Raw genomic sequence first — 24935 nt, forward strand, 5'->3', positions numbered from 1 at the left:
CGTCGATGCTAGATTTTAACCAACCAGGTTTGGCTGTGTTTGACATGGACTCAACTTTAATAAGCATTGAGTGTATTGATGAAATAGCTGCTCTTGTAGGTAAAAAAGAGGAAGTCAGCGCTATCACTGAACGCGCAATGCGCGGCGAGCTTGATTTCGCACAAAGCTTAACGCAGCGAGTTGCCCTGCTAGAGGGTATTTCTAAGGCTCAATTACAGCAATTATTTAACCCTATTCCCTTTACCAAAGGGGCTGAGGGCTTTATTGCGTGGCTGCATCAGCATGGTTGGACAACAGCAGTGGTGTCAGGAGGTTTTACCTGGTTTACTGACCAAGTAAAAGACAAACTGCGATTAGACTTTGCCCATGCTAACTGCTTGAACTGGAAAAATAATAAACTAACCGGAACTGTTGTACCGCCAATTGTAGATGCACAAACCAAAGCCGATTATTTGAAACTGTGGGCAGAGCAATTAAAAATCCCAACACAGCAAACATTAGCGGTGGGTGACGGTGCGAATGATATACCCATGCTTAATGCTGCTGGTTTTGGCGTCGCGTTTTGTGCCAAGCCTGCACTGCAACAACATGCAAACCTTTCGGTTGATGAACCAAACCTAATGGCAATAGCCCATTATTTTGAAGCACAGGTATTTGATAATCATGGCTAAAGTTAAAACAGCATATGTATGCAATGATTGTGGTGCTGATTTTGCGCGCTGGTTAGGCCAATGTCCAGAGTGTAAGGCCTGGAACACTATTACTGAGATACGACTAAGTAGTACTAAAACGGCGGCGGTGGAACGCCGAGGCTACGCGGGGGCAACGCAAGCCAAAGTGCAAACGCTGAATGAAGTAAACCTAGAAGAGCTCCCTCGATTTAGTAGTAGTTTTGCTGAGTTTGATCGTGTGCTCGGTGGTGGCATTGTGCCCGGCTCAGCAATTTTGATAGGTGGGTCTCCGGGAGCCGGTAAAAGTACGCTTTTGTTACAGACCATGTGTCGACTCGCAGAAGCCATGAACGTGTTATATGTTACTGGAGAAGAGTCATTACAACAGGTAGCACTGCGCGCTCAGCGGTTGAACTTGCCCACCAATAAACTGCGCATGCTAGCTGAAACATCGGTAGAAACCATTTGTAATTTGGCTGATCGCGAGCATCCAAAGGTCATGGTCATCGATTCGATTCAGGTTATGCACTTGGCTGATATTCAATCAGCGCCAGGTAGTGTTTCACAAGTGCGAGAATGCGCCGCTTTTTTAACACGTTACGCTAAACAAAATGGTGTTGCTATCGTTATGGTTGGTCATGTAACCAAAGATGGCTCGTTAGCTGGGCCCAAAGTACTTGAGCATTGTATCGATTGCTCGATTTTACTTGAAGGGGACACTGACTCACGGTTCCGTACATTACGGGGTCACAAAAACCGTTTTGGACCAGCAAACGAGCTTGGCGTTTTTGCAATGACAGGGCAAGGCCTCAAAGAAGTTACCAATCCGTCGGCAATATTCTTACAACGTGGAGAACAACACGGTAGTGGTTCGGTGGTCATGGTTATTTGGGAAGGTACGCGGCCATTGCTGGTTGAACTGCAAGCACTCGTTGATGCAAGCCAGCTAGCAAATCCACGTCGTGTGGCAGTGGGTATGGAAACTACGCGATTAGCTATGCTGTTGGCTGTACTACATCGTCATGGTGGGCTTCATATGTCCGACCAAGATGTGTTCGTCAATGTGGTAGGCGGGGTGCGAGTTATGGAAACTGGTGCTGACTTAGCTTTGTTGTTAGCTATTGTGTCGAGTTTTCGCGAGCAAGCCTTGCCGCGTGAACTCATTGTATTTGGCGAAGTTGGTTTGTCAGGTGAGATTAGGCCCGTACAAAACGGCCAAGCACGTTTGCATGAAGCTGCAAAACATGGCTTCACGCGCGCAATCGTGCCTATTGCTAATAAGCCTAAAGAGACAATTGAGGGCATGCACATAGTCGGCGTGAAAAGTTTGCAAGAGGCGGTAGACGCTCTGTGAAACTAGTGTCTTTCGGGGTAAATATTCTGCTGCTTTGCATTGTGAGCAACGTGCAAGCCACTACTCGGATTGCTTCGCTGAACCCTTGCTTTGATGAGTGGGTGCCGCAGTGGTTGCCAAGTGAGCATGAGTTTATACCAAGCACGCAGCATGGTAACCGGTTAGAGCGTTTATTAGCGTTACAACCCGATGTAATTCTCTATGGTACTTATACAAATCGGCGCTTGGTTACTGAGCTCAATAAAACCGCCATGGCGGTCGAGGTTACTGAGCCAAATAGTTGGCTGCAGTGGCAAGCTACGTTGAATAACTTAGGTACGCAATTGCAAATGCAGATACCGGTACAAAAATGGGCTGAGCAGCAAACTCATCAAATAAAGGCGATAACGGCGACTGACAAATCAATTATCTTTGTTATGCCTAACCAGTACAGCTGGGGTGGAAAGAGTTTTGCGGTTGATTTACTGCGTGTTTTCGGCGCGCGGGTCATGGTAGTCGATGAAAATGTAGTGCTACATCAGTTAGGTTTGGAGGAACTTATTCAACTACAACCGCAACGTGTTGTTATTGATGGGTTCTCTAGCGATTATGCCAGAGCGAACGAATGGCTTTGGCACAACGCGTTGCAGCCTTGGTTAAACGAACGCCAGCTGCGCCATATTTCTAGCGCTGTGAGTGGTTGTCCCGCGCAGCAAGCGGTCACATATTTCGAAAAGGCCGCGAGTATATGAAATGGATATTGGCTGCATTAATTGCGTTCCTTACTGTGCTTTGGCACTTAGGCAGTGGCGGTAATAGTTGGTCGTTGATTCCAAACACGCCGCTTGAAAGTTATATATTGCAGGAAATTCGCCTACCACGCTTGGTCTTAGCAGCTTGCAACGGAATAGCACTGGGTGTTGCTGGCGCCGTGCTACAGCTCATGTTGCGCAACCCTTTAGCTGAGCCAGGAATTACGGGGATATCCGGTGGTGCCGCCGTAGCAACAGTGGTGGCGCTGTATCTGGGGCAGTTTGACCCTATCAGTCTTGGGTTGCCGTTTATTGGAATGCTGGGTGGTTTAGGTGCGTTACTTTGTCTATGGCTATTTGCGGGCCGCTATCCGCATGGAGTTCGGATTATTTTAGTTGGTGTAGCTTTAGCCGCAATTTTTGGTGCCATTATAGCCGTCGTATTGAACTTAGCGCCAAACCCTTTTGCGTTTCAAGAGTGGGCGTTGTGGTTGATGGGCTCTGTCGCTAACCGAGGTTGGCCATATGTTTGGTTGGTACTGCCGGCCATTTTAGTTAGCGGACTAATATTGTGGTGGCAGCGACGTTTCATACAAGTTCAAGTGTTTGACGAGCAGGTTGTCGAAACCATGGGGTTTCAGACCTCGCGCAGCAAGTTTATGTTACTTCTAGCTGTTGCCTTGTTAACTTCCGTGTCGGTTGTTAGCGCAGGAATTATCGGTTTTATTGGTTTAGTTGCTCCACATCTAATTCGTCTATTGGGTATTCGCCAACCGCTATCGATTATTGTAGGAAGCGCTCTGGGCGGTGCCGTTTTGCTTGTGGCGGTAGATGCCTTGGTGAAGAGCTTGAACACTCGTGTGGAGTTGCAATTGGGTGTTGTTATTGCACTAATTGGTGCGCCCTGGCTATTGGTGTTGTTAATTCGTCAACGGAGGATACATGCTTGAGGTTGTCAATTTAAACATCAGCAACCGGTTATCCTCGTTGTCAGTTAGCGTACCCAGCGGCCAGTTGGTTGGCGTTATCGGGCCAAATGGCGCGGGCAAATCAACCTTGCTAAAAGCTATCGCGGGGCTTACCCACATTGAGCAAGGGCAGGTTGAATATGAGCAGACTGATTTACGCCACTACTCAGCTTATAAGCGCCGCCAATTGCTAAGTTACCTGCCACAGTTTTCTCAATTTAATGAACCGGTTACGGTGGCAGAATTACTGCAACTTAGTCAAATGAATATTCGGGCTTCATCAGCTGAGCTTGCACGTTGGCAGAAAAATGCCATGAAAAGCTTCCAGCTTGATAATCTTAGTAACCGTCCGATCACAGAACTTTCCGGTGGTGAACAACGGCGTGTCGCTATTGCTTGTATGGCAACAGGTAATCGTTCATTAATGTTACTTGATGAACCGGTATCAGGGCTTGACTTATATTATCAACTCTTAACTATGGACTGGCTAAGAAGCCGGGTTAAGCAAGGTGCCACGGTTGTTATTGCGTTACATGATTTAGCTTTGGCGGCCCAATACTGTGATCAAATATTGATGCTCGACAAAGGGGAAGCAGTTGCCTTTGGTGATCCAAATGACGTGCTAAGCGACACTAACTTGGCACATACGTTTCAAGTTAGTGTCGACTGGTTATGCAATGATAATGGTGTCGCCATGTTGGCTAGCAGACTAAAAGGCTAATGCTCGGAGCGCCACAGTTCTGCAAGATTATTAGGTTTGAAATCAGCATCAGCGGCCTGTGAAGACTGACTTGTGTTGCTGCTTTGAGCGTCAAAACCAACTGCCTGACATTGGTTATAAATCATATGATAAGCTGCTGCTTGTAGCATTGGATCATCTGGCGATGCCCAATCACCCACTAGCTGATCGCTGGCTGAACAGTTCGGAGCTAAACCGTCAAAATAGCGACCTTGGTCGAGCGCGTTGACGGTTTCGAAATTAACGACAAAAGTACGTTTGTCACACAAACGCTCAGGTATCTGACCAACCGGCTTACCACAAGTAGGTTCACCAATGACAACAACCTCGACAAACGGATCAAGAGAGTTAATTAATAACTCCGATGAAGAGCAACTTGACGCTGTGGTTAATACATAGACACGATCTAAATTAAGTTGACGAATTCCATCGTAGAGTTGAAATTGCTCAATAAAGTTCATATCGGTGTTATTGCTATTAAACAAGTATTTAGTGAATACCTCGCCAATAACATTGTTGCCAGCTGCTTGCGTAGACGCTTGATTAGCGTAACGCGTTAGCCCACCCGTGTTGTAACGAACATCAATAATAAGCTCATCAACACCAGTAAACTGATTATAAGCATTGTTTAAATCACTTCCGGTCCGATTAATAAAGGTGTTTAGCACATAGTAACCCACGTCTCGGCCGTCTATATCCAGCACCTCGGCAGCAAGCACAGTGTTTGTTTCTACCAGTTCTTTGCTTACAGCTTCGGTATAACTTATTCCCTGTCTATCACGCCAAGTTAGCTCGAGCGTTACACCCACAGTGGCTGAACCTAATGCTTGATCGTAACGGCCCTGTTGAATAAGTGTCTGGACCGACTCGCCATTAATATGTGTTAGTTCATCGGAACGCTTTATGCCGGCTAAATCAGCGGGCGAGTCGGCATATACGTAATTGATAAATACTTGGTTACCCACTTGGCGTGAACTAAAGCCGAATCCGACATATTCGGCATTAACAAAGCGGCTTTGGTACTCATCCTCGGTGAGAATAAAGCTAAATCGGTCTTCTGGCACGACTAAAGCTTCGAGTAACTGATAAACATTTGAATAATTCCCTGGACTGACGTTAGCTGGCATATCGTCGTTCCAGAAATAGTTGTCATTCATATAGTTATAAAACTGGTTGAGTTCATCTGCTGTACTGCATTGGCCAAGCAATGGCGGTATTGGGTCATCACTATTGCAACCAACAAGTAATAGGCCGGTACTTACCACAGATAATGTAAACTTCTGTATTGATTTCATATGGAGTATCTCTTACAAGCAACAGGATTTAACTATAAAGATGACAGATTTTTACTTAATCGCCAAACTTTCCCTAGTGACGCCTGCAAGGAAATTTGGCACACTGCCTGCCAGATTCGTTTCATGAGATTGATGTATGACCGCTGTAATGATTGACTTAACAGGATTTGAGCTCACTGCTGAAGAGCGTGAGTTATTAGCGCACCCAGCTGTTGGTGGCGTTATCTTTTTTAGTCGTAATTATCATGATCCTGAGCAGCTTATGGAGTTGGTGCGGCAAACAAGAGCGGCAGCACGTAACCCACTTATTTTGGCGGTGGACCACGAAGGTGGCCGTGTACAGCGTTTTCGCGAAGGCTTCAGTAAAATTCCGGCCATGGCTGATATTTTTAAAAGAGCGGCTGACGAAGACGAAGCTTTACAGTGGGCGCAAGAGTTAGGCTGGCTAATGGCGGCTGAAGTATTAGCCATGGATATCGATTTGAGTTTTGCGCCAGTACTCGACGTAAATGGTATCAGCGAGGTGATAGGTGATCGCGCATTTGCTTCCCACGCTCATGACATTATTCCTATTGCCCGCGCATTCATAAGAGGTATGCACCAAGCCGGAATGAAGGCAACGGGTAAACATTTCCCTGGTCACGGCTCCGTTCGTGCTGACTCGCATTTTGAAATTCCAGTTGACGAACGTAGCTGGGAAGAAATTCGTGACATTGATTTGCCACCGTTCGTTGAATTAGCTACTTGTATTGATGCGGTAATGCCTGCACATGTGATCTATCCCGCTGTTGATGACAAACCAGCTGGTTTCTCGAGTTATTGGTTGCAGGACATCTTGCGAGCTCAACTGCAGTTCAAAGGGATAATTTTTAGTGACGACTTAGGTATGGCTGGTGCCACGGTAGCTGGTTCTATGACAGACCGCGCCCATGCCGCGCTTGATGCCGGATGCGATATGGTTCTAGTGTGTAATGATAGAGCTGGTGCAGTGGAAGTCATTGACGCGTTAGAGCAGAGGCTTGAGTCATCACAAAAACACAATACGAAGTGTTACGAATTGCTGGCGAAACCAGCTGGGATGACACGTTCTGTATTGTTAAATCATCCACGCTGGCATGCCGCACAGGGTATTTTAAAAAAGCTCGCTGCCGACTAATTTAAAGCATTTGCTTCAATTATTCATATGGTAACGGGTCTGTTTGTTGATTGGCTGCAAAAGCTTCAAGCCGTTCCACACAGGCCCCGCACTTACCACAAGCTTTGTCACGACCGTTATAACACGTCCAAGTGTGGCTATAATCAAGGCCCATGGCTAAACCTGCAGCAAGAATTTCAGTTTTGTCGTTGTGCAAAAATGGCACTTCAATGCGAACGGGCTCATAGTTAGCAATTAAACTCACGTCGTTCATTTTTTTTACGAACTCGGGGCGGCAATCTGGGTAAATTGCATGGTCACCTGAATGGGCGCCATAATAGACTGCTTCAGCACCAATGCTTACCGCATAACCGATAGCGAGCGAGAGTAAAATCATATTTCGGTTTGGCACCACCGTTGACTGCATCGACTTCTCTTCATAATGGCCTTCAGGAATATCAATATCAGAAGTTAATGAACTACCGGCCATCAAACTATTCATTGCCGTAATATCAACAATTTTGTGAGGTACTTTAAGCGACTGACATACTTCAGCGGCGGCGTCTAACTCGCGCACATGACGCTGTCCGTAATTAAAACTCAGGGCGAAAACGTCATGACCAGCATGAATGGCATGGTTCAATACTGTGAACGAGTCCATACCGCCTGAATAAATAACTACAACTTTTGCCATCGCTCGATCCTTTTTTGCCGAAAACTACGTTAAAATAGCCACTCATAAGGCGCCATATTGTAGCCTAAAACAAATAAAAATTGTTGGAGAAGATCATTAACACCCTGTACCCAATTAACGAGGTTTTTCAGACCATTCAAGGTGAAGGTATTTTCACTGGAGTGCCTGCGCTGTTTATTCGGCTGCAAGGCTGTCCAGTGGGTTGCCCGTGGTGTGATACCCAACATACTTGGGAACACAAACCTGAAGATGAAGTTTCGATAACCGCCGTTGTGGAAAAGCAAGGCCCCAGTTCAACTTGGGCAAACGTAACGCCGCAACAAATGCTGAATTTATTTGAGCAGCAAGGGTATACCGCTCGCCATGTTGTCATTACTGGGGGAGAGCCAGCAATGTATGACCTGCGGCCACTTGGTCAGGCGCTAGAGCAGGCTGGGTATCAATTGCAAATTGAAACCAGCGGAACTTTCGAAATTCGCACTACCGACAATACGTGGGTTACGGTATCGCCAAAGTTAGATATGCCAGGTGGGTATTTAGTGCGCCCTGACTGTATGAAACGAGCGAACGAAATCAAATATCCAGTGGCGATGCAAAAGCATATTGATCAATTTGATAAACTCTTACGTTCGTGTCCGCCTAACTCAAAGGCGATCATTGCTTTACAGCCTATTAGTCAGCGTCCGCGAGCAACTGAGCTTGCTATGCGCGTTTGTATTGAACGCAATTGGCGTCTTTCAGTACAGCTACACAAGTATCTTAATATTGAGTAAGTAAACACCTCAGCTTCAAAACCTTCCGTTTTTACCTTTCTATACTGAGCTTCCATTGTTTACCGCAAGAGGAAGCTCTTATGTTTCAGCGTCAATCTATTCACATCCGCACTTTTTCTCGGGCTTATTGCCGCGGCCAAGGCATGACTGAGTACATTATTATCGTCGCATTAATTGCAGTTGCTGCAATCGGTGTTTACTCCATGCTTGGTAAAACGGTACGTGGGCAAGTTGCCGGTATTGCAAGTGAAATAACTGGCCAAAGTTCAGCTGATCAGTTAACGAGCGCCAGAGCTGCAGCGCGGCGAGCTCAGACAATGGGGCGACAAGATGTCAACCTAGGCAATTACGACGAAGTGACTGATTCGGAGAACTAAAGTGCATTACTCTCGCGGATACTTGAGCACACTGATGATACCGGTGCTGGCTGGTTTGCTGGCGCTTTTTGTGGGTATTGCATCATCGCAGCATGAAATACAAAAGCGTTGGCATTTACAAAGTGCGGCGGACGCTATGGTACTCAGTGCTGCCACAATAATGGCGCGTGAGATGAACATATTGGCAGTATTTAACCGAGCTATCGTAGCGAACCAGGTTGCCCAAGCCCAGTTGCTTGGACTCAGCAGCTGGTATAGCAATATTGACTCTGCGTCAGAGCGTCTAGCTTTGGTCACATTTTGGGTTCCCTATGTTAATGCAGTAACTGCGCAGTTGTCGCGAATTATCGCAACTATCGATAGACCATTACAGCAGCTTATTCAAATAGGTTTAGCGCTACAAGAGACTTTGATTACCGCTATACAACTGGCGCAAGTGACAGTTCGGTTCTCGTTTGCTCAGATTATTCCAGAAAGCCTTGCGCAACTTGCTCGCCTGCAAAATATTGAGAGCGAACAATGGTCTTTGGTACATAGCCCCGGACTGGTAAATTTTCCATGGTTATGGTGGACGTTTATCCCACTACAATCAGCAACCAATGACGATGAAAGGTTAGCTAACCTGATACGCCGCAGCCGTGATCCTTTTTCCAAGTCTCGTACTTTTAATTGGTTCAACGCTGGTTTAGTTAAAGGTAAGAAAGCCGGTGGCACGGAACTGGTCATATCAAGTCATGGCGATTGGTCATGGCAAGCGCTCGATACTGTTGCCGTGCATATAGATATGCTATTTCGCCGCGAAGAAATACCTTGGGGAAATGGCGTTTCTTATCGAGGCGAGAGAATTGGCCGTGCAGATCCCACACAGTTTGGAGCTAGCGCGAGAACTAATCCACGAGCAACACAGTGGGCTTTGACTGACCAAGTGGCGAAGGGGCGAGTCAATAGCTCGAGTTACTTTGATCGTGACGATCTGAGTGCCGCAGAATGGCCAAAGGTATTGCTTATTTTTGAGCAGGCTGTGGCAAAAGCCGGAGTTCGTTATAGTCGCCCAGCAAGCGTCTTTCCCCGAGCTGATAACAAGCCAGAAAAAGCGAACCTATACAATGCGTTGTGGCAACCTGAGCTGCAGCAGCTCACGACCGCAGAAAAACTTATGATTACGCAATTTCGTGCGGCGCAATCATAATGAATAAAGCTCACGTAACTGGACAAGGCATGCTTGAGTTTATTCTTGCGCTTGGGGTAATAAGTAGTCTTTTAACTTGGGCAATAGCCGAGGTTAATCAAGCGCTAAATAGCCAACATGGCTATTTAAATGACATGCGAAATAACCTATTTCAACCTTTGTCAAACTCTCAATGGCGGCCGGTTGAGAATGATGCTTTCTCTGATAACGCTGCCCCAGTCACGAATGCTTTTCGTTATTTAATTGGTGCAGACTTTCCAGTACATAACTTAAAAAGTGTTGGATATGAACAATCGCCTTATGTGCTGGCTCGGCTAACCCACGCGTGGGAAGCATCTTCGTCGGATGAGTTATCTAATCGTCCAGCGAAACTTACGGCAACTCATCATTTGAACAGAATTGGTCTGAGCGCATTGCTTGATGTGGTAAGTATTATTCCGCTAGCCAAAGAACTACGTTCGAGTGATTTGCATCTTGGAAAAGTAGATGTCGATGTTGTTCCTGAAAGTGCTACCTGCCGAGACAGAGAATGTCAGTAGCAGCAGCTTGGTTATGGGCAAATGCTCAGCAGATTAATAATATGGATGGCTTACCACTTTGGCAGTTGAACAGAAACTATGCTGCTTTGGAATTAACAACCAATTTAGGCTGCCAGCATTACACAGAAATGGCAAACACCCTGTGGTGTGTAACGTCGACATCAATTTGGGTGGTTACGTCGCTAGGGCAACAGCATTATGTTCGCGAATTTAAAAAAGAACTGCAGCGACAAAGTGTTGAACGACACCCTTGGTTTGGTCTTGAAGTTGGCCAACAGCATATCGATAGCTTAGTTATGATCACGTATTCGAGTGGCTACAGCGCTGACGCCCTAGTAAGGGGCTTTCGACTGCGCAATAGTGGCCGAATCCAGTTTTTCAGGGAGATTGAACATGGACGTTATCACCTGGTTACACATACCCCCAAAGCCGACATTTTCGTTGTTGCGCAAGGCAACTCTACCTACACCTTTGTGGTGCGCTCAAAGCGGGCAGAGCATGATTGAAGTGTTAATGCTTACAGCGGTACTTGGCGCTATATGGTGGCTTCCCGCTACCGCTGAAGGTCATACATTATGGCAACTGCTTAGTCACATTGCAGAAAGCTCGATTGTCCACTTTCAATGGATATGGAATCGATTTCTGCTAAATCCATTAGTGTTTTAAGGGGGAGTCATGGCCGCGCAGCGCATCAAAATCATTAGTATTTTTAGCTTCGCACTGTTACTTAGTCTTGCCAGTTATGAGCTTGTTCAAGAATATGTTGCGGAGCAAACAAGTAAGGAAATTCAACAACATCAAGAGCAGTTCATTGATGTACTTGTTAGTCGTCAAAGTATTGTTGCTGGTGACATTATTGAATCGGCTGTGTTAGCTAAGCGCAGCTATCCTCAAACCTTAGTTCAAGATAGTTGGTTACGTCCAGAAGATGCTGAGCTAATAATCGGACTAGCAGCTGCGCGTTTTATAGAAAAGGGCGAGCCATTATCTCCAGATACACTAGAACCATTAGCGGCAAAGACTTTTTCTGAAAACTTAGAGCGCGAGTATGTCGCGGTAACCAGTATGATCTCAAAACCTCAACTGCATAACGGATTGTTGCAGATTGGTGACCAAGTCACTTTGGTTTCTGCAGGTTTTAATGCTCAAGAAGATGGTTTGATGTTAAATAATATTGAAGTGTTAGCGCTAGATTATTACAGCCAACCTAACCACTTAGCTTTGACCAATAATGATTACCTTCCAAGCACGATAACCTTTGCTTTTTCCACCGCACAAGCGCTTACTTTTGAGCAAATGCGACGACAAGGATTTGCTGTTTGGCTGCAACATCCGCAAAGCCAAATTCAAACAACCACCCGAGCCAAAACTATAGCAATTCATTACCTAAACGCCGACAAGGAGGTCGCGAATGCCAATATTTTTTAGCTTAGCTAGGCTATTAGCCACAATATTCCTATTAGCAGCGTATTCGCACGTTAGTGTTGCTAGTTCTGTGCGTGAGCAGGCAATTCAACTAAAGCTTGGTGAAGTTCATGTAATTGATGTCGGTGATGTGTCTGACGTCATTGTTGGCAATGAAGAGTTGCTTTCCGTACAGCTAGTAGATCAAGAACTGTTAGTAATTAAGGCATTGAAAAATGGGCACACAGAATTACTACTTCGCTATCAAGATAAAAATAAACTACACCGGATAAGTATATCTATTGCTTCTTTAGCTCCTACAAATGAACAAGTGCAACTTGCTTGGTTGTCTGAGCACATGCCAGAGTTATCAATTAGTGAACATGAAAATTTTGTGCTTATTTCTGGCTCACTTTCTAAGTCAAAATATGAGTTATTAAAACAGCAATCAGCCTTACACAAACATTGGTTGCTACAGGTCAGCGTTGAACCCGAGAAACAGGGGCGAATGATTGAACTAGAAGTGAAGATTTTAGAGGTGAAAAGGCAATATGCGCGCCAATTGGGTATTCGTTGGCCAGGTTCTTACACTGGGCCGCAAATTAGTGAGAGTGCCGAAAACTGGATAACCTTGCCGGTAGAGATTCAGTCAACCTTAAACTTACTTGAGCAGAGTGGACATGCGCGCATACTGGCGGAGCCGAAATTAGTTGCAGCTAGTGGGCAACAAGCAGAATTCTTGGTCGGAGGAGAGTTCCCAATCCCCCAAGTTGTTGGCCAAGGTTTACAAGATGTATCTTTCCGAGAGTACGGGATAGCATTAGATATGGCGCCTGTCGATTTAGGACAGAAAGGCATATCTACTTCAATAAAAGCTGAAATCAGCACCATCGATCCAGCAACTAGTGTCAATGGTATTCCTGGAATGTTAACCCGCCGCGTTAGCTCATCTATTACCGCAGCAAGTGGAGAACTCATAGTTCTATCTGGATTGTTGAGTCAAGAGCAATCAACCCAAGCCGACCTATTTCCGTTTCTTAATCAGCTACCCATTCTTGGTGGATTGTTCAGGTCTAAGCAGTTTCGTTCAGCAGAAACTGAGCTGCTTGTCATCGTTAGCCCGCAATTCAAAGACGATATCGATCAACATAACGTTCGCATCGAAAATGCCCAAGCCGCTATCGACGATTTTCGCATGCAAGCTTCATGTGTGGGGTTAATTGATGGTCTTTAACAAAGAAATTGCTCATGAGCTTTTAAAGCAAGCTCTTCAGCGCAGTGAAAAAAACATTGAGCAAATGAACCACACACAGCTAATGAATTATGCGACTAAGTTAATCCATGATTATTGGTCACTAGAGGTTCAGCAGCAAACAGAAAATTGGTCGACTCTCGTTACTGATATTGTTAACGATTGTGTCGGTTTCGGCCCGCTAAGCACGTTGCTTGATGAGCCTAACATTTCAGAAATTATGGTAAATAGATACGACCTTATTTTTGTTGAGCAAAATGGACAGCTGTCGGTTTCAGATAAGGTATTCAAAAATGAAGCAGAGCTTATTCAAGTAATTGATCGAATCATTACGCCGCTCGGCCGCCGTCTTGATAGTTCTCAACCTATGGTTGATGCAAGAATGCCCGATGGTTCACGTATCAATGCGGTTCTATCTCCAGTAGCGTTAAACGGAAGTTGTTTGACGGTGCGGAAGTTTCTAACTCGCCAATTGCAATTTGCTGAATTAGTTAATCAAGGCTCACTATCAGAGTCGGCAGTTAGTTATCTGCAAAAGGCTATTGGCGAGCGCAGAAATATTTTGATCGCTGGTGGAACAGGCACTGGAAAAACTACGTTACTCAATACCTTAGCAAGTCACATTAACCCTGCTCAGCGCTTAGTTACCATTGAAGATGCAGCCGAACTTAGGTTGACGCATAGCAACCTAATTGCGTTAGAGGCTCGGCCAGCAAATGCTGAGGGCCGAGGAGCTATTGCTATTCGTGATTTACTGGTCAATGCGCTACGGATGCGTCCCGATCGAATCATTATTGGCGAATGCCGAGGTGCTGAAGCCATAGATATGCTTCAGGCAATGAACACCGGACACGAAGGTTCATTAACAACCCTTCATGCAAATACTGCGCGTGACGCTCTGCAACGCCTAGAAGTTATGGTGTTGATGGCTGGTTTTGATATGCCGTTAATGGCTATAAGACAACAAATTGCATCGGCAATCGATGTGATCGTGCAGATTCAGCGACAAAGCGATGGGCGTCGCGTAGTTGCTGAAATTTGTGAGGTTACTGGCATTGATGCACAAGTTATTCAGTTGAGCCAGATGTTTGTGCGCCGTCAGACTGGTCTTGAAAATACGGGAGTATTATCTGAATGGCATTAAATCAGCAATTGATTCTGGGCGCACTAATACTGACGTGTTGGCTGTGTTTTACCTATGTACTATTTGTGACGGTACGCTTCTGGCAACCTCGCTTGCGAGAATGGTTAAAGCAGAGCACCGAGCAGTCTTTGGCTGATTTTCTTATCTATATGCCGGCGAGCCAATTCTGGACTAAATTTTCCATAATACTAGCGCCAGTTGCCGTGATTGTTGGCTTGTCATTCTCTTTTGTTGTTGGCGCTGCAGTTGCCGCGGCCGGCGTGATAAGTACTTACTTTATAAAAAACGCCTTACTTGCGCGACGGTTAAATCAAGTAAGTCGCCAGTTACCAGATGGTCTCGATTTGCTAGTCACAGCAATAAGCGCAGGGTTAAGTTTTCAAGCTGCCTTAGAGCAAACAGCGCCGCAGATACCACGCCCGCTTCGACAAGAATGGGCACTGATGGTGCGTTTAACCAAAACCGGGGACGGAATTTATCCAGCATTAGCAAACTTTTACCAGCGTATTAGTAGTGAACCAGTGCTACAGTTTTTGCTAACTGTTCATCTCGGCCTACAGCATGGTGCTCAGCAAGTGGTTGTACTGCAGCGACTTACCCAGTCACTGCGGCAGCAACATTACGCTGTAGAGCGCGTGAAGAGTCTTTCTGCACAAGCCCGAATGCAAGGCAAGGTTATGTTGCTGCTACCGGTTGGACTCTTTGCTGTGCTGCATTATATGCATCCTGAAAACACTCAGACCTTGCTTGAAACTTCTGTTGGCAACCTGTTGTTGATAGCCTGCTTAGGTTTGATGATATGCGGACATATCATCATTCGAAAAGTATTAGGAATGGCATATGCCGACTAAGTTAGCGCTAATCACTACAATTGTCTTGCAGAGCCTCATATTATCGGGGCTTTGGTGGTTTTTACTGACCAAGCTGCAACACAGTACTTGGTTGCATAGTCGCCTGAATATTTGGGTTTCGAAACTGCCAAGTGTTTGGCTGCAGCGTCTGCGTTATTACGCAGTTACTCAGACCACAGATAAAACGATTACCCAATGGATAGCGTTACGGTTAGGACAGCTGGTGTCACTGACTTTGCTAGTACTCTTACCTATTAGTTTTTCATTGAAATTGGGCTTTCTGGTTGTTTTGGTTTGGTACACGCTTTATCACCGAAAGCTCCGTAAACAGTATGTGCGTAAGGTTCTCCGTGAATGGCCAAACTCACTGGATATGACCGCAATGCTAATGCACTCCGGCCTTTCATTTAGAGCCACGTTACATGCCTTTCAATGCGCGCCCAACAATTCAGCTGCTTTACGGGAAATGACCCGCGTGCAACGTGCACAACAAAGTGGCTATTCGCTAGAGCAGGCTTTAGATGCTCTGAGTGTAAGAGTTTCCCACCCCTGGATTCAATTGTTTGTTGGTGCAGTGAAACAAGCTCAAGTAACTGGAGGCGAGCTCGCCAAAACGTTGCAGCGTCAAGCTGAACAATGTCGACAGCAACAACTATTAGAAGCTGAAAAGCGGGCACAAGAAGTATCAGTGAAATTGATGTTCCCACTCATATTTTGTTTTTTCCCGGTCACTATGTTGCTAATTCTAGGGCCGGTTTTCATTGGGTTTATAACTGGAGGAGTGATATGAAACAAGGACGTTTTATTCTGCGTAAGTCCGGACGTTGTATATGGCGAGAAGTCAAAGTTATGGAATACTTTCCGCAACGTTTAGTAGGTATGTTGTATTTGCGTGTAGCGTCTCCCCAACGGGCTTTTTGGTTTCCTCGGTGCAACGCAATTCACACGTGGGGAATGCGTTTCGCAATTGATGTTATTGGTTTAGATAAGCAACTTCGCATTGCAACTGTGGTTAGAAATGTGCAGCCGGCGCAAGTGGTTCGATTAGCAGGTGTCGACTCAATTATTGAGTGCGAAGCCGGCTGCCCTCTACCGTTAGAAACATGGATAGGTGATTATTTAGAGTTCGCCAACAAGGAGCTATGCTATGAATAACTTTAAATGGGCAATTGTATTATTAATTAGCTTTGAGTTGCTGGGCTGTAAAACCAATGATGCTTCATTTGAGACTATTGCGCAGATGCAAGAGCTAGCCACACAAGCCTATATTAATGGCGATTTACACTCTGCTGAGGGACTGTGGTCAGACGTAGTTCGAGTTATGCCTGAACACTCTGAAGCATGGTGTCAGCTCGGCCATATTCACTATCGATTACATCGGTACACAGCTGCCAACAATGCTTACCAGAAGTGCCTGTCTATCAAGCCCGAAAATATTGCTATTTGGCATAATTTAACCGCTGTAAAACTGCGAGACGCAAGCGAAACGTTACTTAGCGGAAGTGCTTACTTAACCACCGAACATGACCAGGTTTTAGTTGGTAAATATCAGTTGCTATTACGTGAGTTGTTGCGCTTGCATGGTATTGCGGATGGCCTCACTAAAGGTGCCAACGGTCATGAAGAATAATCGTGGAATTGCCTTACCTATTGTTGCTGTATTGTCTGCTCTATTGGGGCTTGCTGTTATCGCTTGGCTGCCTTCAGAGGCAGGTTTAAGTGCGCAAAAACTAAGATATAAACATATGACGTGGTGGCATTGGCAGCAAGCAGTGATTCAATATTACCGAGTTAGGGGGCAATGGCCAGATGATCTGGTCGACGTTCGTAATGAATTTGGACTGCAGAGTGAGCCCTCATTTATTGATGGATTTAGAATTCCAGAAGGATTCCGAGTTCGTTTAACTGAGGTGACTATAGATGAGAAAAAAACGCTTGCACGAGGGCTGGTACCCTATGTAACTGGAAACCAAGCTGCAACGTTAGACGTCGATTTAAGCCCTATGAGTGATACAGCGATTCCACCATCGTTAATAGCTCGATTTATTAATACGAGTATTACCACGGCGCTTGATATGAATAATTATAACATCAATAACGTTGGTCAAATTGGCATCAATGATGAGCTGATTGTGAATGCTGGTACGCGGGTGGGAGCAGTTGAAACACATACATTACAGACCGCAAGAATAGATTACCCTCAGGCTTTGGTCACTGACAGTTTCCACTCAAACACACAACTCAACGCGATAGACGAGCTAACCAATAAAATCAAAGTTCTGTATGTTCAGCTTGATCAATACATGACCTCTCAAGAAGGAATCGCTAATCATCTTCATCTGAATATTGACGCGGTTGACTGCGCAAGTCGCGGGTGTTCTCAACGCGCCGCAGTTCAAGGTGTAAGCCCGCTTTAGCAAGCAGGTGCGCACTAATTGGTGCCGTTAAAAACAAAAATATAGTGATCAGCAGTTCGTGGAACGAAAACGTTGACGACACTGAAAAGTAAACAATGGAGCCTAAAATAACGCCCCCGACACCAAGTGTTGTGCTTTTTGTCGGGGCGTGTAAACGCGCCATAAAGTCCGGCAACCGTGCTAAACCGATAGAACCGACCAACGCGAATAACGCGCCGATAATAATTAAGCTAGATACAAGCCACTCAGCCCAACTAGGAAGTTGTGTCACAATATTGTACCTCTACGTTACTCGATAATGTCACCGCGAAGCAGAAACTTCGCTGCGGCGACGGTGCCAATAAACCCTAACATGGCAATTAATAATGCCGCTTCAAAATAGAACGGGGTGCTGTGCCAAATGCCAAAAAGAGCGAGTAATGCTAATGAATTTATATAAATTGTATCTAGCGCTAGTATGCGGTCTGGTAAATCAGGCCCGCGGAACAATCGCCATAAGTTTAATAGTAGCGCGATACAAAAAATTACAAACGCAAACTGCACGGCAAAGGTTAGCATTTGAATATCTCCTTTAATCGCATTTCGTAACGCTGCTTAATCGATTGGATCAGTTTATCAGGGTCATGTACGTTAAGTGCATGAATGAGCAATGCTCGGCCATCACGTCGAATTTCTGCGGTAATGGTTCCAGGCGTTAAACTAATGGTGCTTGCCAGCACCGTTATTGGTACTTCACCGACAATATCTAGTGGGAATTCAATAAGTGCCGGCTTAATTTTTCGTGACGGCATAAGAATAATTGCAGCGATGTTCAAATTAGAGATAAGAATATCGATCAGCAGCAATACAAAATACTCAACCACTTTAAACGGACGGTAGATGGTCGCAGGGAAATCCCTGCCTCTATTGGTATATAGCGGTATGAGAATGGCTAAAATGACGCCTAGGATGAGCAGCCCCGCGCTAATGGTATTTTGCAGTAACAGCCAAAAAACGAGCAAAAATAGGCTTAAAAAAGGTGCCGGTAGTATTTTATTTAACATCAGGCCCTCCCAATACAGCTTCGATATAAGCGGCAGGGTGCATAGCATCATAGGCTATACGTTCGACAAATTGATTAATAACGTCGGCAAACACGGTAATGCCGATAATAGCTGCTAACAGCATACCAATTGGAATGAGTTGGCCTTGCGGATGAGTGACATCGCCAGGCTTGCCCTCAAATGTGTGCCAAAACATGCGGCTCCCTGCTCGCGATAAGGCAACCATCACTAAAAATGTGCTTCCTAACACCAGTGGCCAAAGCAAGGCAACTTGTGCTCCCGTGCGAGCCGCTTCAAGGATAAGTAGTTTCCCAATAAAGCCTGAAAATGGTGGCATGCCAATAATTGCAATGGCCGCAATGAAAAACATGATGCCTAGGGCTGCATGCTGCGCCATACGACGCCCTTTAATAATGCGCGATGCTGTTTTACCGCGTTGCTTGGCTATCACGTCAACAAGCAGAAATAACGCAGCGGTAATTAAAGTGGAGTGCAGCATGTAATACATTACGGCGGAAATAGAGCGCTCTGAGTTCATACTGAATACGGTAAGCATGGTCCCTACAGATATCACCACCAAATAGGAAATAACGAGACGTAAATCGCGACTGCCGAGCACACCAATGGCACCAATAGCAAGAGTACCGAGGCCAAGCCACCACAACCAATCGTAACCTAGCAAGGCTGCTGCCCCCGAATCATCACCAAATATCAAGGTAAATACCCGAATAATCGCGTAAATACCAACTTTAGTCATAATCGCGAACAATGCAGCGACCGTGCCGGTAGTCATGGCATAGGCTTGAGGTAACCAGAAGTAGAGAGGAAGTAATGCGGCTTTTAAAGCGAAAACAATAAGAAGTAACAAGCCGCCGGCTCTTGCAATACTTGCATTATCGCCTTCTAGCGTAGCAATTTTTAAGGCTAAATCGGCCATGTTTAGGGTGCCAGTAATGCCGTAGAGCACGCCTAAGGAAATTAAGAAAACGGCAGAGCCGGTTAAATTTAAAAGTACGTAATGTAAGGTGGCTCTTAATTTCAACTTGCCACCGCCGTGCATCAATAATGCATAGCTAGAAATAAGTAGTACTTCAAAAAACACGAACAGATTAAACAAGTCGCCTGTTAAAAATGCGCCAATAATACCAAGCAATTGAAACTGAAATAGCGCTTGAAAATGCGAGCCTAAGTTATCTTCGCCGTAACAGGCAAACCACAATACCGGGAATGCCAGCACTGCTGTCAATAGCACCATCAGAGAAGATAAGCCGTCGGCAACTAGCACAATGCCAAATGGGGCTTGCCAGCTGCCTAAAGCGTACACTAGCGGTGACGAAGCTGACGAGATAAGTAAAAATGTGGCGCACACAATTAACAAAGTGCACGAGAGCATGCCAAGCGCGCGACGATAGCGCTGTGGGCTTTCTCCCCAAGGCAAAAGTTGCAGAAGCGCCGTTACCATTGGAATTAGTAGCGGCAGTATGACTAGATGCTGAGATAACATTAACGTTGCCCCTCCGCATCGCTAGAGTCCGGCTCATTTACTTCATCGGTGCCTAGTTCTCCACGAACCCGTACGGCCAATATAATTGAGTAAGCGGTCATAGCAAATCCGATAACAATTGCTGTAAGAACAAGCGCTTGTGGGAGTGGGTCGGTGTAGCTGGCTTGATTGCCAATAATAGGTAATTCATTCATTACTAAGCGGCCCGTTGAAAATAGGAATAAATTAACCGCATACGACAGCATCGTAATGCCAATAACAATAGGGAAGGACCGGCCGCGCAGTATCAAATAAATACTACATGCGGTGAGCATACCGACGGTTGTTGCGTAAAGAGCTTCCATTAGTGCTTCTCCTGACGTGGGCGGTGACGAGTCGTCATTTGACCAAAGTTGGCTAGAATCATTAAGGTAGCGCCAATAACTGTTAAATAGACACCCAAGTCAAACAAAATTGCAGTGGCAATTTCAAATTCGCCAACAATTGGCCAATGCACGTGGGTGAACCATGAAGTTAGGAAATTTTTGCCAAAGACCCAGCTACCCAGCCCCGTGAACAGCGCTATCATGACGCCCACTGATGCAAGCGTTTGATAGTTATAATCAAAACGATGTTTAACCCAGTCTACGCCGTTCGCCATATACTGTAAGATCATTGCTGCAGCAGTAATCAGCCCTGCAATAAATCCTCCGCCAGGAAGATTATGACCACGCAGGAATATATAAACAGATACCATCAGCGCTAGCGGTAGAATAGCCTGTGAAACGGTTTGCACCAATAGTGGATGTTTCACACGATGCCATGGTCTACCGTCGACATCACTGGATGGCATAAACGGCCGCAAATTATTAAGTAGCTTGTGAATACCTGCAGCAGCAATAGCTAAAACGGTTATTTCTCCTAAGGTATCAAAGCCACGAAAATCAACGAGGATAACGTTAACCACATTTGTTCCACCGCCTCCGGACACGGAATTAGCTAAGAAGAATTCCGAAATACTATTAGCGGGTCGAGTTAATATTGCATAGTTGAGGCTACCAACAATACCGCCGACAAAACCAGCTAGCAGTATGTCTCGAGCGACACGGCCACCACTTGATGCCTTTGGTATGCGTTGTGGCATAAAAAACAACGCTAATATCATCAGAATAATACTTACAACTTCAACCACTAACTGTGTCATTGCTAAGTCGGGCGCGGAAAAGTGGATAAATATTAACGAGACCATAAGACCAACAACCGACAACATCATCAACGAGGTTAGGCGCTGGTGATGAAAAGCGGCGGTGCCGATTGCGGCTAAAACGACAATAATGGCGCCGACAATGCTGACGGCATTGACTGGCATATGTTCGCGGCCACCGTCGAGCTGCACAATATTATACAGCTCAGGTAGTACAAAAATTATTGTGATGCCTAACATGGCGGCTATGTAGCGTTGCAGAGAACCTGTTTCAATACGGTTCATAAGGTTATCTGAGGTATTCGTTACAGTTTTGACAATTCGCGCAAAAACATCCTTGGCATCGTGGTGTTCAAACTGTCGACTAAACGATAGTAATTCGTCGCGGTTAGCATAAATGGCAACACCACCAATGAGCGCAAGAGCACTCATTAATAACGGCAAATTAAAACCATGCCAAATAGCAATATCAACTTCAAACGAGTAAGGGCTTACTATCGTCATCGCTGCAGAGAGTATATCAGCTGCAAAGAACATCGGCGCTATACCCACTGCCACGCATAGCATTGCTAGAAGAATGACAGGAGCACGCATCATTAGAGGCGGCTCATGTGGCTGCTTTGGTAGGTTAGTAGCAACCTTGTCGAAAAACACGCCGTGCACGAAGCGAATTGAATAAGCAACTGACAGCATAGCGCCAATGGTTGCTAACACCGGAACTAGCCATGACAAGCCGCCGAACAGGTGTTGTTCGGTTGACTCTACAAATAACATTTCTTTCGATAGGAAACCGTTAAACAGAGGCACGCCGGCCATTGAGGCAGACGTGATCACAGCCAATACCATGGTAAACGGCAGAGCCTTCCTCAGCCCACTTAGTTTTCGTAGATCGCGACTTCCGGTTTCGTGATCAATGATGCCGGCTATCATAAATAGGCCGGCCTTGAACGTCGCGTGATTAAGAATATGAAATAATGCTGCTAATAATGCGCCGGCTGTTCCTAAGCCTAACAACATGGTAATCAACCCTAAGTGGCTTATTGTTGAAAACGCTAGCAATCCTTTTAAGTCAGTTTTAAACAGTGCGAAATACGCGCCAAACAGCATGGTCGCTAAGCCAGTTAAAGTAACAATGGTAAACCACTCTGGAGTGCTACCTAAAACTGGATATAGTCGCGCCAATAAAAATATTCCCGCCTTAACCATGGTCGCTGAGTGCAAGTATGCACTTACTGGTGTTGGCGCAGCCATAGCGTGGGGTAGCCAAAATTGAAACGGAAATTGCGCAGATTTGGTAAACGCCCCTAAAAGCACAAGAAGCAAAGCTGGTAAGTAAAGGCTGTGAGAACGAATCTCGTCGGCTGCAGCAAAAATAGCTTCAAGTTGATAGCTACCGGCAATGTTTCCGATTAGCAAAATACCGGCCAACAAGGCAAGACCACCGGCCCCTGTTATCGCTAGCGCCATTCGCGCGCCACGCCGTGCATTGCTTTGATGGAACCAGTAGCCGATAAGTAAGAAGGAAGAAATGCTCGTTAATTCCCAGAACATCCATAATAAAATGAGATTGTCGGATGTGACGATGCCGAGCATTGAGCCCATAAACAACAACATGCATGCGAAAAAACGACCGCTATCATCATTCTCACTGAGATAATAGTGGGCGTAAATGATGATGAGTAGACCAATTCCCAAAATTAATGTCGCAAAAAGCAGCGAAAGACCATCAAGTCGTAAGCTGAAATCCAAGCCAAGGCTTGGCAGCCAAGTAGCGAAAAATTGTGGCGTCTCGCCATTAAGCACTGCGGGCGCTAAGGCTAGCAATAGACCGAAGCTCGTAGCGGTTGCAGTCGCGGTGAGGGTCGTAATCATCAATCGTGAACGTTGGCGCGCAAGTAAAGGCAATACAGCGGCAATGAACGGTATTAACACAATTATGGCTAGACTCATGTGTACCCTTAAGCGAGAAAATTTAATTTACAGTCGAATATGTTAAAGAATTTACCACTTAGCTCATGTGCTTGCCAATTGAATCGACGCTGTAACATAGCCAATTATCGTGCTATTCGAAATATCTGATCTCATAAATAAGTACAGTAATTTAGTGATTTTAGTTTGCACTATGTGTTAAAATTGTCGCTCGTGTTTGAAGCGGTGAAACCAAGTTCTCCTATCGAATATCCTTGCTCGAGAATCCTTCTGCACATAGAAATAAACTTTCTTAGTTTATTTCTTACATCGCACTACCATCTGAAAATTTTATCTGTTACAATTCGCCGCCCTTTTTATAAGGGGAAGTCTTTTATTCTCTAAATTCTTTCGAGCTGTATTTGAAAGGGTATTGGCGAGTAACTGGACAACAGCGACCCGAGAGGGTCTGTTTTTTACATAAAGCGGAGCACTGCAATGATCCAAATGCAAACTACTCTGGACGTGGCTGATAACAGCGGCGCACGCAGCGTACAATGTATTAAGGTTCTGGGTGGCTCGCACCGCCGTTACGCAAACATTGGCGATATCATCAAAGTTTCTGTTAAAGAAGCGATTCCTCGCGGTAAAGTGAAGAAAGGTGATGTTGTGAATGCGGTGGTCGTTCGCACCAAGAAAGGCGTCCGTCGTCAAGACGGGTCAGTCATCCGTTTTGACCGCAACGCGGCTGTTTTGTTGAACAATAACAAGCAACCGATTGGCACTCGTATCTTTGGACCAGTGACTCGTGAATTGCGCTCTGAGCAGTTCATGAAGATTGTTTCTCTGGCACCAGAAGTACTTTAAGGAGTCCAGATATGGCGGCAAAAATCAAACGTGATGATGAAGTAGTAGTCCTGGCAGGTAAAGACAAGGGTAAGCGCGGTAAAGTGCTGAAAGTCGATACCGCTTCGAATCGTGTATTCGTTGAAGGCGTAAACATCGTTAAGAAACACCAAAAGCCAAACCCTGCATTGGGCGTAGCTGGCGGTATCGTGGAGCAGGAAGCAGCAATTCACGTTTCTAACGTTGCGGTTTACAACCCAGAGACTGGTAAAGCAGATCGTGTTGGTTTCAAGACTGAAGACGGCAAAAAAGTTCGTTTCTTCAAGTCTAACAACGCAATCATTTAATTTTTAATTTGGAGTTTTACGATGGCGAAACTGCATGATTTTTACAAAGAATCAGTAGTTCCTGAACTGGTTAAACAGTTCGGCTACAACAGCGTCATGCAAGTCCCTCGGATTGAAAAAATCACACTCAATATGGGTGTGGGTGAAGCTCTGGCAGACAAAAAGATTCTCGACAACGCAGTAACCGACCTAGAAGCTATTTCTGGTCAGCGTCCAGTACGCACTGTAGCTCGTAAATCTGTCGCTGGCTTCAAAATCCGTGAAGGCTACCCAATTGGCTGTAAAGTGACTCTGCGTGGCGAGCGTATGTGGGACTTTTTGCAACGTTTAATCATGATTGCAATTCCACGTATTCGCGATTTCCGCGGTTTGAACCCGAAATCTTTCGACGGTCGGGGAAATTACAGTATGGGCGTGCGTGAACAGATCATCTTCCCTGAAATCGACTTTGATAAAGTTGATAAGGTTCGTGGTCTTGACATCACTATCACCACTACTGCAGGCACTGATGACGAAGCTCGCGCTTTGCTCGCTGCCTTTAACTTCCCGTTCAAGAAGTAAGGTGTAGAGT

Annotated in this window: 31 protein-coding genes; 23 read left to right on the forward strand and 8 right to left on the reverse strand. The window is 45.5% G+C overall.

What is annotated here, in order from left to right:
* Positions 1-5: 5 nt before the first annotated feature.
* Genes serB through ASC40_RS10650 form a run of 5 tightly spaced genes read left to right on the forward strand, consistent with a single transcriptional unit; the run spans position 6 to position 4445 of the window.
* Positions 6-671 (forward strand): phosphoserine phosphatase SerB, encoded by a 666-nt coding sequence (gene serB / locus ASC40_RS10630; protein WP_055439793.1) that lies wholly within the window; start codon positions 6-8, stop codon positions 669-671.
* On the forward strand, positions 664-2025 hold the full coding sequence (gene radA / locus ASC40_RS10635) for a DNA repair protein RadA (protein ID WP_055439794.1): 1362 nt from the start codon (positions 664-666) through the stop codon (positions 2023-2025). Before serB ends, radA begins: the two co-directional genes overlap by 8 nt.
* Positions 2022-2756: a substrate-binding domain-containing protein gene (locus ASC40_RS10640; protein ID WP_055439795.1), complete on the forward strand. Its 735-nt coding sequence runs from the start codon at positions 2022-2024 to the stop codon at positions 2754-2756. Before radA ends, ASC40_RS10640 begins: the two co-directional genes overlap by 4 nt.
* Positions 2753-3706, forward strand: coding sequence for a FecCD family ABC transporter permease (locus tag ASC40_RS10645; protein ID WP_055439796.1), 954 nt, complete (start codon positions 2753-2755; stop codon positions 3704-3706). Before ASC40_RS10640 ends, ASC40_RS10645 begins: the two co-directional genes overlap by 4 nt.
* A complete protein-coding gene (locus ASC40_RS10650) occupies positions 3699-4445 on the forward strand; it encodes an ABC transporter ATP-binding protein (RefSeq protein WP_055439797.1) in 747 nt (248 codons plus the stop codon). The genes ASC40_RS10645 and ASC40_RS10650 overlap by 8 nt, the downstream gene beginning before the upstream one ends.
* Here the strand turns inward: ASC40_RS10650 and ASC40_RS10655 are convergent.
* A complete protein-coding gene (locus ASC40_RS10655) occupies positions 4442-5758 on the reverse strand; it encodes a S41 family peptidase (protein WP_055439798.1) in 1317 nt (438 codons plus the stop codon). The two genes, ASC40_RS10650 and ASC40_RS10655, sit on opposite strands and share 4 nt — an antisense overlap.
* Positions 5759-5894: 136 nt before the next feature.
* Here ASC40_RS10655 and nagZ point away from each other — a divergent pair, with 136 nt between their 5' ends.
* The gene (gene nagZ / locus ASC40_RS10660; RefSeq protein ID WP_055439799.1) at positions 5895-6914 is read left to right on the forward strand and encodes a beta-N-acetylhexosaminidase; all 1020 of its coding nucleotides are present in this window, start codon (positions 5895-5897) and stop codon (positions 6912-6914) included.
* Positions 6915-6933: 19 nt separating this feature from the next.
* On the opposite strand, the gene queC is transcribed toward nagZ, so the two are convergent.
* Positions 6934-7587, reverse strand: a complete 654-nt coding sequence (gene queC / locus ASC40_RS10665; RefSeq protein WP_055439800.1) for a 7-cyano-7-deazaguanine synthase QueC — start codon at positions 7585-7587, stop codon at positions 6934-6936.
* An 80-nt stretch (positions 7588-7667) separates the two neighbouring features.
* Between queC and queE the strand changes: the two genes are divergently transcribed.
* The 14 genes from queE (at position 7668) to ASC40_RS10730 (ending at position 17533) form a co-directional block, all read left to right on the forward strand.
* Entirely contained in the window at positions 7668-8360 is a 693-nt protein-coding gene (gene queE, locus ASC40_RS10670) for a 7-carboxy-7-deazaguanine synthase QueE (RefSeq protein WP_055439801.1), read from the forward strand.
* An 80-nt stretch (positions 8361-8440) separates the two neighbouring features.
* On the forward strand, positions 8441-8737 hold the full coding sequence (locus ASC40_RS10675; protein ID WP_055439802.1) for a Flp family type IVb pilin: 297 nt from the start codon (positions 8441-8443) through the stop codon (positions 8735-8737).
* 1 nt (position 8738) lies between these two features.
* Complete coding sequence (locus tag ASC40_RS10680) at positions 8739-9926, forward strand: hypothetical protein (protein WP_141656148.1); 1188 nt, start codon at positions 8739-8741, stop codon at positions 9924-9926.
* Positions 9926-10465, forward strand: a complete 540-nt coding sequence (locus ASC40_RS10685) for a hypothetical protein (RefSeq protein ID WP_055439804.1) — start codon at positions 9926-9928, stop codon at positions 10463-10465. Before ASC40_RS10680 ends, ASC40_RS10685 begins: the two co-directional genes overlap by 1 nt.
* A complete protein-coding gene (locus ASC40_RS10690) occupies positions 10456-10971 on the forward strand; it encodes a hypothetical protein (protein ID WP_055439805.1) in 516 nt (171 codons plus the stop codon). Before ASC40_RS10685 ends, ASC40_RS10690 begins: the two co-directional genes overlap by 10 nt.
* A complete protein-coding gene (locus ASC40_RS11895) occupies positions 10964-11131 on the forward strand; it encodes a hypothetical protein (RefSeq protein ID WP_157558845.1) in 168 nt (55 codons plus the stop codon). Before ASC40_RS10690 ends, ASC40_RS11895 begins: the two co-directional genes overlap by 8 nt.
* Positions 11132-11140: 9 nt before the next feature.
* On the forward strand, positions 11141-11893 hold the full coding sequence (locus tag ASC40_RS10695; RefSeq protein WP_055439806.1) for an SAF domain-containing protein: 753 nt from the start codon (positions 11141-11143) through the stop codon (positions 11891-11893).
* The gene (locus ASC40_RS10700) at positions 11877-13103 is read left to right on the forward strand and encodes a type II and III secretion system protein family protein (protein WP_055439807.1); all 1227 of its coding nucleotides are present in this window, start codon (positions 11877-11879) and stop codon (positions 13101-13103) included. Before ASC40_RS10695 ends, ASC40_RS10700 begins: the two co-directional genes overlap by 17 nt.
* Positions 13093-14265 (forward strand): TadA family conjugal transfer-associated ATPase, encoded by a 1173-nt coding sequence (locus ASC40_RS10705; protein ID WP_055439808.1) that lies wholly within the window; start codon positions 13093-13095, stop codon positions 14263-14265. Before ASC40_RS10700 ends, ASC40_RS10705 begins: the two co-directional genes overlap by 11 nt.
* Positions 14256-15116 (forward strand): type II secretion system F family protein, encoded by an 861-nt coding sequence (locus tag ASC40_RS10710; RefSeq protein ID WP_055439809.1) that lies wholly within the window; start codon positions 14256-14258, stop codon positions 15114-15116. The genes ASC40_RS10705 and ASC40_RS10710 overlap by 10 nt, the downstream gene beginning before the upstream one ends.
* Entirely contained in the window at positions 15106-15906 is an 801-nt protein-coding gene (locus ASC40_RS10715) for a type II secretion system F family protein (RefSeq protein WP_055439810.1), read from the forward strand. Before ASC40_RS10710 ends, ASC40_RS10715 begins: the two co-directional genes overlap by 11 nt.
* Positions 15903-16271, forward strand: coding sequence for a DUF192 domain-containing protein (locus ASC40_RS10720; protein WP_055439811.1), 369 nt, complete (start codon positions 15903-15905; stop codon positions 16269-16271). The genes ASC40_RS10715 and ASC40_RS10720 overlap by 4 nt, the downstream gene beginning before the upstream one ends.
* Positions 16264-16746, forward strand: a complete 483-nt coding sequence (locus tag ASC40_RS10725) for a tetratricopeptide repeat protein (RefSeq protein ID WP_055439812.1) — start codon at positions 16264-16266, stop codon at positions 16744-16746. Before ASC40_RS10720 ends, ASC40_RS10725 begins: the two co-directional genes overlap by 8 nt.
* Positions 16736-17533, forward strand: coding sequence for a hypothetical protein (locus tag ASC40_RS10730; protein ID WP_055439813.1), 798 nt, complete (start codon positions 16736-16738; stop codon positions 17531-17533). The genes ASC40_RS10725 and ASC40_RS10730 overlap by 11 nt, the downstream gene beginning before the upstream one ends.
* On the opposite strand, the gene ASC40_RS11810 is transcribed toward ASC40_RS10730, so the two are convergent.
* Genes ASC40_RS11810 through ASC40_RS10755 form a run of 6 tightly spaced genes read right to left on the reverse strand, consistent with a single transcriptional unit; the run spans position 17442 to position 23213 of the window.
* Positions 17442-17804: a Na+/H+ antiporter subunit G gene (locus tag ASC40_RS11810; protein WP_141656149.1), complete on the reverse strand. Its 363-nt coding sequence runs from the start codon at positions 17802-17804 to the stop codon at positions 17442-17444. The two genes, ASC40_RS10730 and ASC40_RS11810, sit on opposite strands and share 92 nt — an antisense overlap.
* 17 nt (positions 17805-17821) lie before the next feature.
* Positions 17822-18091, reverse strand: coding sequence for a K+/H+ antiporter subunit F (locus ASC40_RS10735; protein WP_055439814.1), 270 nt, complete (start codon positions 18089-18091; stop codon positions 17822-17824).
* A complete protein-coding gene (locus ASC40_RS10740) occupies positions 18085-18576 on the reverse strand; it encodes a Na+/H+ antiporter subunit E (protein WP_055439815.1) in 492 nt (163 codons plus the stop codon). Before ASC40_RS10740 ends, ASC40_RS10735 begins: the two co-directional genes overlap by 7 nt.
* Positions 18566-20080 (reverse strand): monovalent cation/H+ antiporter subunit D, encoded by a 1515-nt coding sequence (locus ASC40_RS10745; RefSeq protein WP_055439816.1) that lies wholly within the window; start codon positions 20078-20080, stop codon positions 18566-18568. Before ASC40_RS10745 ends, ASC40_RS10740 begins: the two co-directional genes overlap by 11 nt.
* Complete coding sequence (locus tag ASC40_RS10750; protein ID WP_055439817.1) at positions 20080-20424, reverse strand: Na+/H+ antiporter subunit C; 345 nt, start codon at positions 20422-20424, stop codon at positions 20080-20082. Before ASC40_RS10750 ends, ASC40_RS10745 begins: the two co-directional genes overlap by 1 nt.
* Positions 20424-23213: a monovalent cation/H+ antiporter subunit A gene (locus ASC40_RS10755; protein ID WP_055439818.1), complete on the reverse strand. Its 2790-nt coding sequence runs from the start codon at positions 23211-23213 to the stop codon at positions 20424-20426. The genes ASC40_RS10750 and ASC40_RS10755 overlap by 1 nt, the downstream gene beginning before the upstream one ends.
* 456 nt (positions 23214-23669) lie before the next feature.
* Between ASC40_RS10755 and rplN the strand changes: the two genes are divergently transcribed.
* From rplN to rplE, 3 genes are read left to right on the forward strand one after another with little or no spacing between them, the layout of a single operon-like run.
* A complete protein-coding gene (gene rplN, locus ASC40_RS10760) occupies positions 23670-24038 on the forward strand; it encodes a 50S ribosomal protein L14 (RefSeq protein ID WP_055439819.1) in 369 nt (122 codons plus the stop codon).
* 11 nt (positions 24039-24049) lie between these two features.
* The gene (rplX, locus tag ASC40_RS10765; RefSeq protein ID WP_055439820.1) at positions 24050-24364 is read left to right on the forward strand and encodes a 50S ribosomal protein L24; all 315 of its coding nucleotides are present in this window, start codon (positions 24050-24052) and stop codon (positions 24362-24364) included.
* Between the two features lie 21 nt (positions 24365-24385).
* A complete protein-coding gene (rplE, locus tag ASC40_RS10770; RefSeq protein WP_055439821.1) occupies positions 24386-24925 on the forward strand; it encodes a 50S ribosomal protein L5 in 540 nt (179 codons plus the stop codon).
* Positions 24926-24935: the final 10 nt, after the last annotated feature.

It is taken from the genome of Pseudidiomarina woesei, from assembly GCF_001418345.1.
Taxonomy (GTDB): domain Bacteria; phylum Pseudomonadota; class Gammaproteobacteria; order Enterobacterales; family Alteromonadaceae; genus Pseudidiomarina; species Pseudidiomarina woesei.

Bases quoted from the DNA above. Each gene is read 5' to 3' on its own strand.
- ASC40_RS10720 (WP_055439811.1), top strand. From the start codon at position 15,903: ATGAAACAAGGACGTTTTATTCTGCGTAAGTCCGGACGTTGTATATGG.
- ASC40_RS10685 (WP_055439804.1), top strand. From the start codon at position 9,926: ATGAATAAAGCTCACGTAACTGGACAAGGCATGCTTGAGTTTATTCTT.
- ASC40_RS10735 (WP_055439814.1), bottom strand. From the start codon at position 18,091: ATGCTAACCTTTGCCGTGCAGTTTGCGTTTGTAATTTTTTGTATCGCG.
- ASC40_RS10755 (WP_055439818.1), bottom strand. From the start codon at position 23,213: ATGAGTCTAGCCATAATTGTGTTAATACCGTTCATTGCCGCTGTATTG.
- serB (WP_055439793.1), top strand. From the start codon at position 6: ATGCTAGATTTTAACCAACCAGGTTTGGCTGTGTTTGACATGGACTCA.
- ASC40_RS10710 (WP_055439809.1), top strand. From the start codon at position 14,256: ATGGCATTAAATCAGCAATTGATTCTGGGCGCACTAATACTGACGTGT.
- ASC40_RS10745 (WP_055439816.1), bottom strand. From the start codon at position 20,080: ATGTTATCTCAGCATCTAGTCATACTGCCGCTACTAATTCCAATGGTA.
- ASC40_RS10690 (WP_055439805.1), top strand. From the start codon at position 10,456: ATGTCAGTAGCAGCAGCTTGGTTATGGGCAAATGCTCAGCAGATTAAT.
- ASC40_RS11895 (WP_157558845.1), top strand. From the start codon at position 10,964: ATGATTGAAGTGTTAATGCTTACAGCGGTACTTGGCGCTATATGGTGG.
- queC (WP_055439800.1), bottom strand. From the start codon at position 7,587: ATGGCAAAAGTTGTAGTTATTTATTCAGGCGGTATGGACTCGTTCACA.
- ASC40_RS10725 (WP_055439812.1), top strand. From the start codon at position 16,264: ATGAATAACTTTAAATGGGCAATTGTATTATTAATTAGCTTTGAGTTG.
- ASC40_RS10650 (WP_055439797.1), top strand. From the start codon at position 3,699: ATGCTTGAGGTTGTCAATTTAAACATCAGCAACCGGTTATCCTCGTTG.
- ASC40_RS10675 (WP_055439802.1), top strand. From the start codon at position 8,441: ATGTTTCAGCGTCAATCTATTCACATCCGCACTTTTTCTCGGGCTTAT.
- ASC40_RS10705 (WP_055439808.1), top strand. From the start codon at position 13,093: ATGGTCTTTAACAAAGAAATTGCTCATGAGCTTTTAAAGCAAGCTCTT.
- radA (WP_055439794.1), top strand. From the start codon at position 664: ATGGCTAAAGTTAAAACAGCATATGTATGCAATGATTGTGGTGCTGAT.
- rplX (WP_055439820.1), top strand. From the start codon at position 24,050: ATGGCGGCAAAAATCAAACGTGATGATGAAGTAGTAGTCCTGGCAGGT.
- ASC40_RS10655 (WP_055439798.1), bottom strand. From the start codon at position 5,758: ATGAAATCAATACAGAAGTTTACATTATCTGTGGTAAGTACCGGCCTA.
- rplN (WP_055439819.1), top strand. From the start codon at position 23,670: ATGATCCAAATGCAAACTACTCTGGACGTGGCTGATAACAGCGGCGCA.
- ASC40_RS10715 (WP_055439810.1), top strand. From the start codon at position 15,106: ATGCCGACTAAGTTAGCGCTAATCACTACAATTGTCTTGCAGAGCCTC.
- ASC40_RS10645 (WP_055439796.1), top strand. From the start codon at position 2,753: ATGAAATGGATATTGGCTGCATTAATTGCGTTCCTTACTGTGCTTTGG.
- ASC40_RS10700 (WP_055439807.1), top strand. From the start codon at position 11,877: ATGCCAATATTTTTTAGCTTAGCTAGGCTATTAGCCACAATATTCCTA.
- nagZ (WP_055439799.1), top strand. From the start codon at position 5,895: ATGACCGCTGTAATGATTGACTTAACAGGATTTGAGCTCACTGCTGAA.
- ASC40_RS10750 (WP_055439817.1), bottom strand. From the start codon at position 20,424: ATGGAAGCTCTTTACGCAACAACCGTCGGTATGCTCACCGCATGTAGT.
- ASC40_RS10695 (WP_055439806.1), top strand. From the start codon at position 11,141: ATGGCCGCGCAGCGCATCAAAATCATTAGTATTTTTAGCTTCGCACTG.
- rplE (WP_055439821.1), top strand. From the start codon at position 24,386: ATGGCGAAACTGCATGATTTTTACAAAGAATCAGTAGTTCCTGAACTG.
- ASC40_RS10730 (WP_055439813.1), top strand. From the start codon at position 16,736: ATGAAGAATAATCGTGGAATTGCCTTACCTATTGTTGCTGTATTGTCT.
- ASC40_RS10740 (WP_055439815.1), bottom strand. From the start codon at position 18,576: ATGTTAAATAAAATACTACCGGCACCTTTTTTAAGCCTATTTTTGCTC.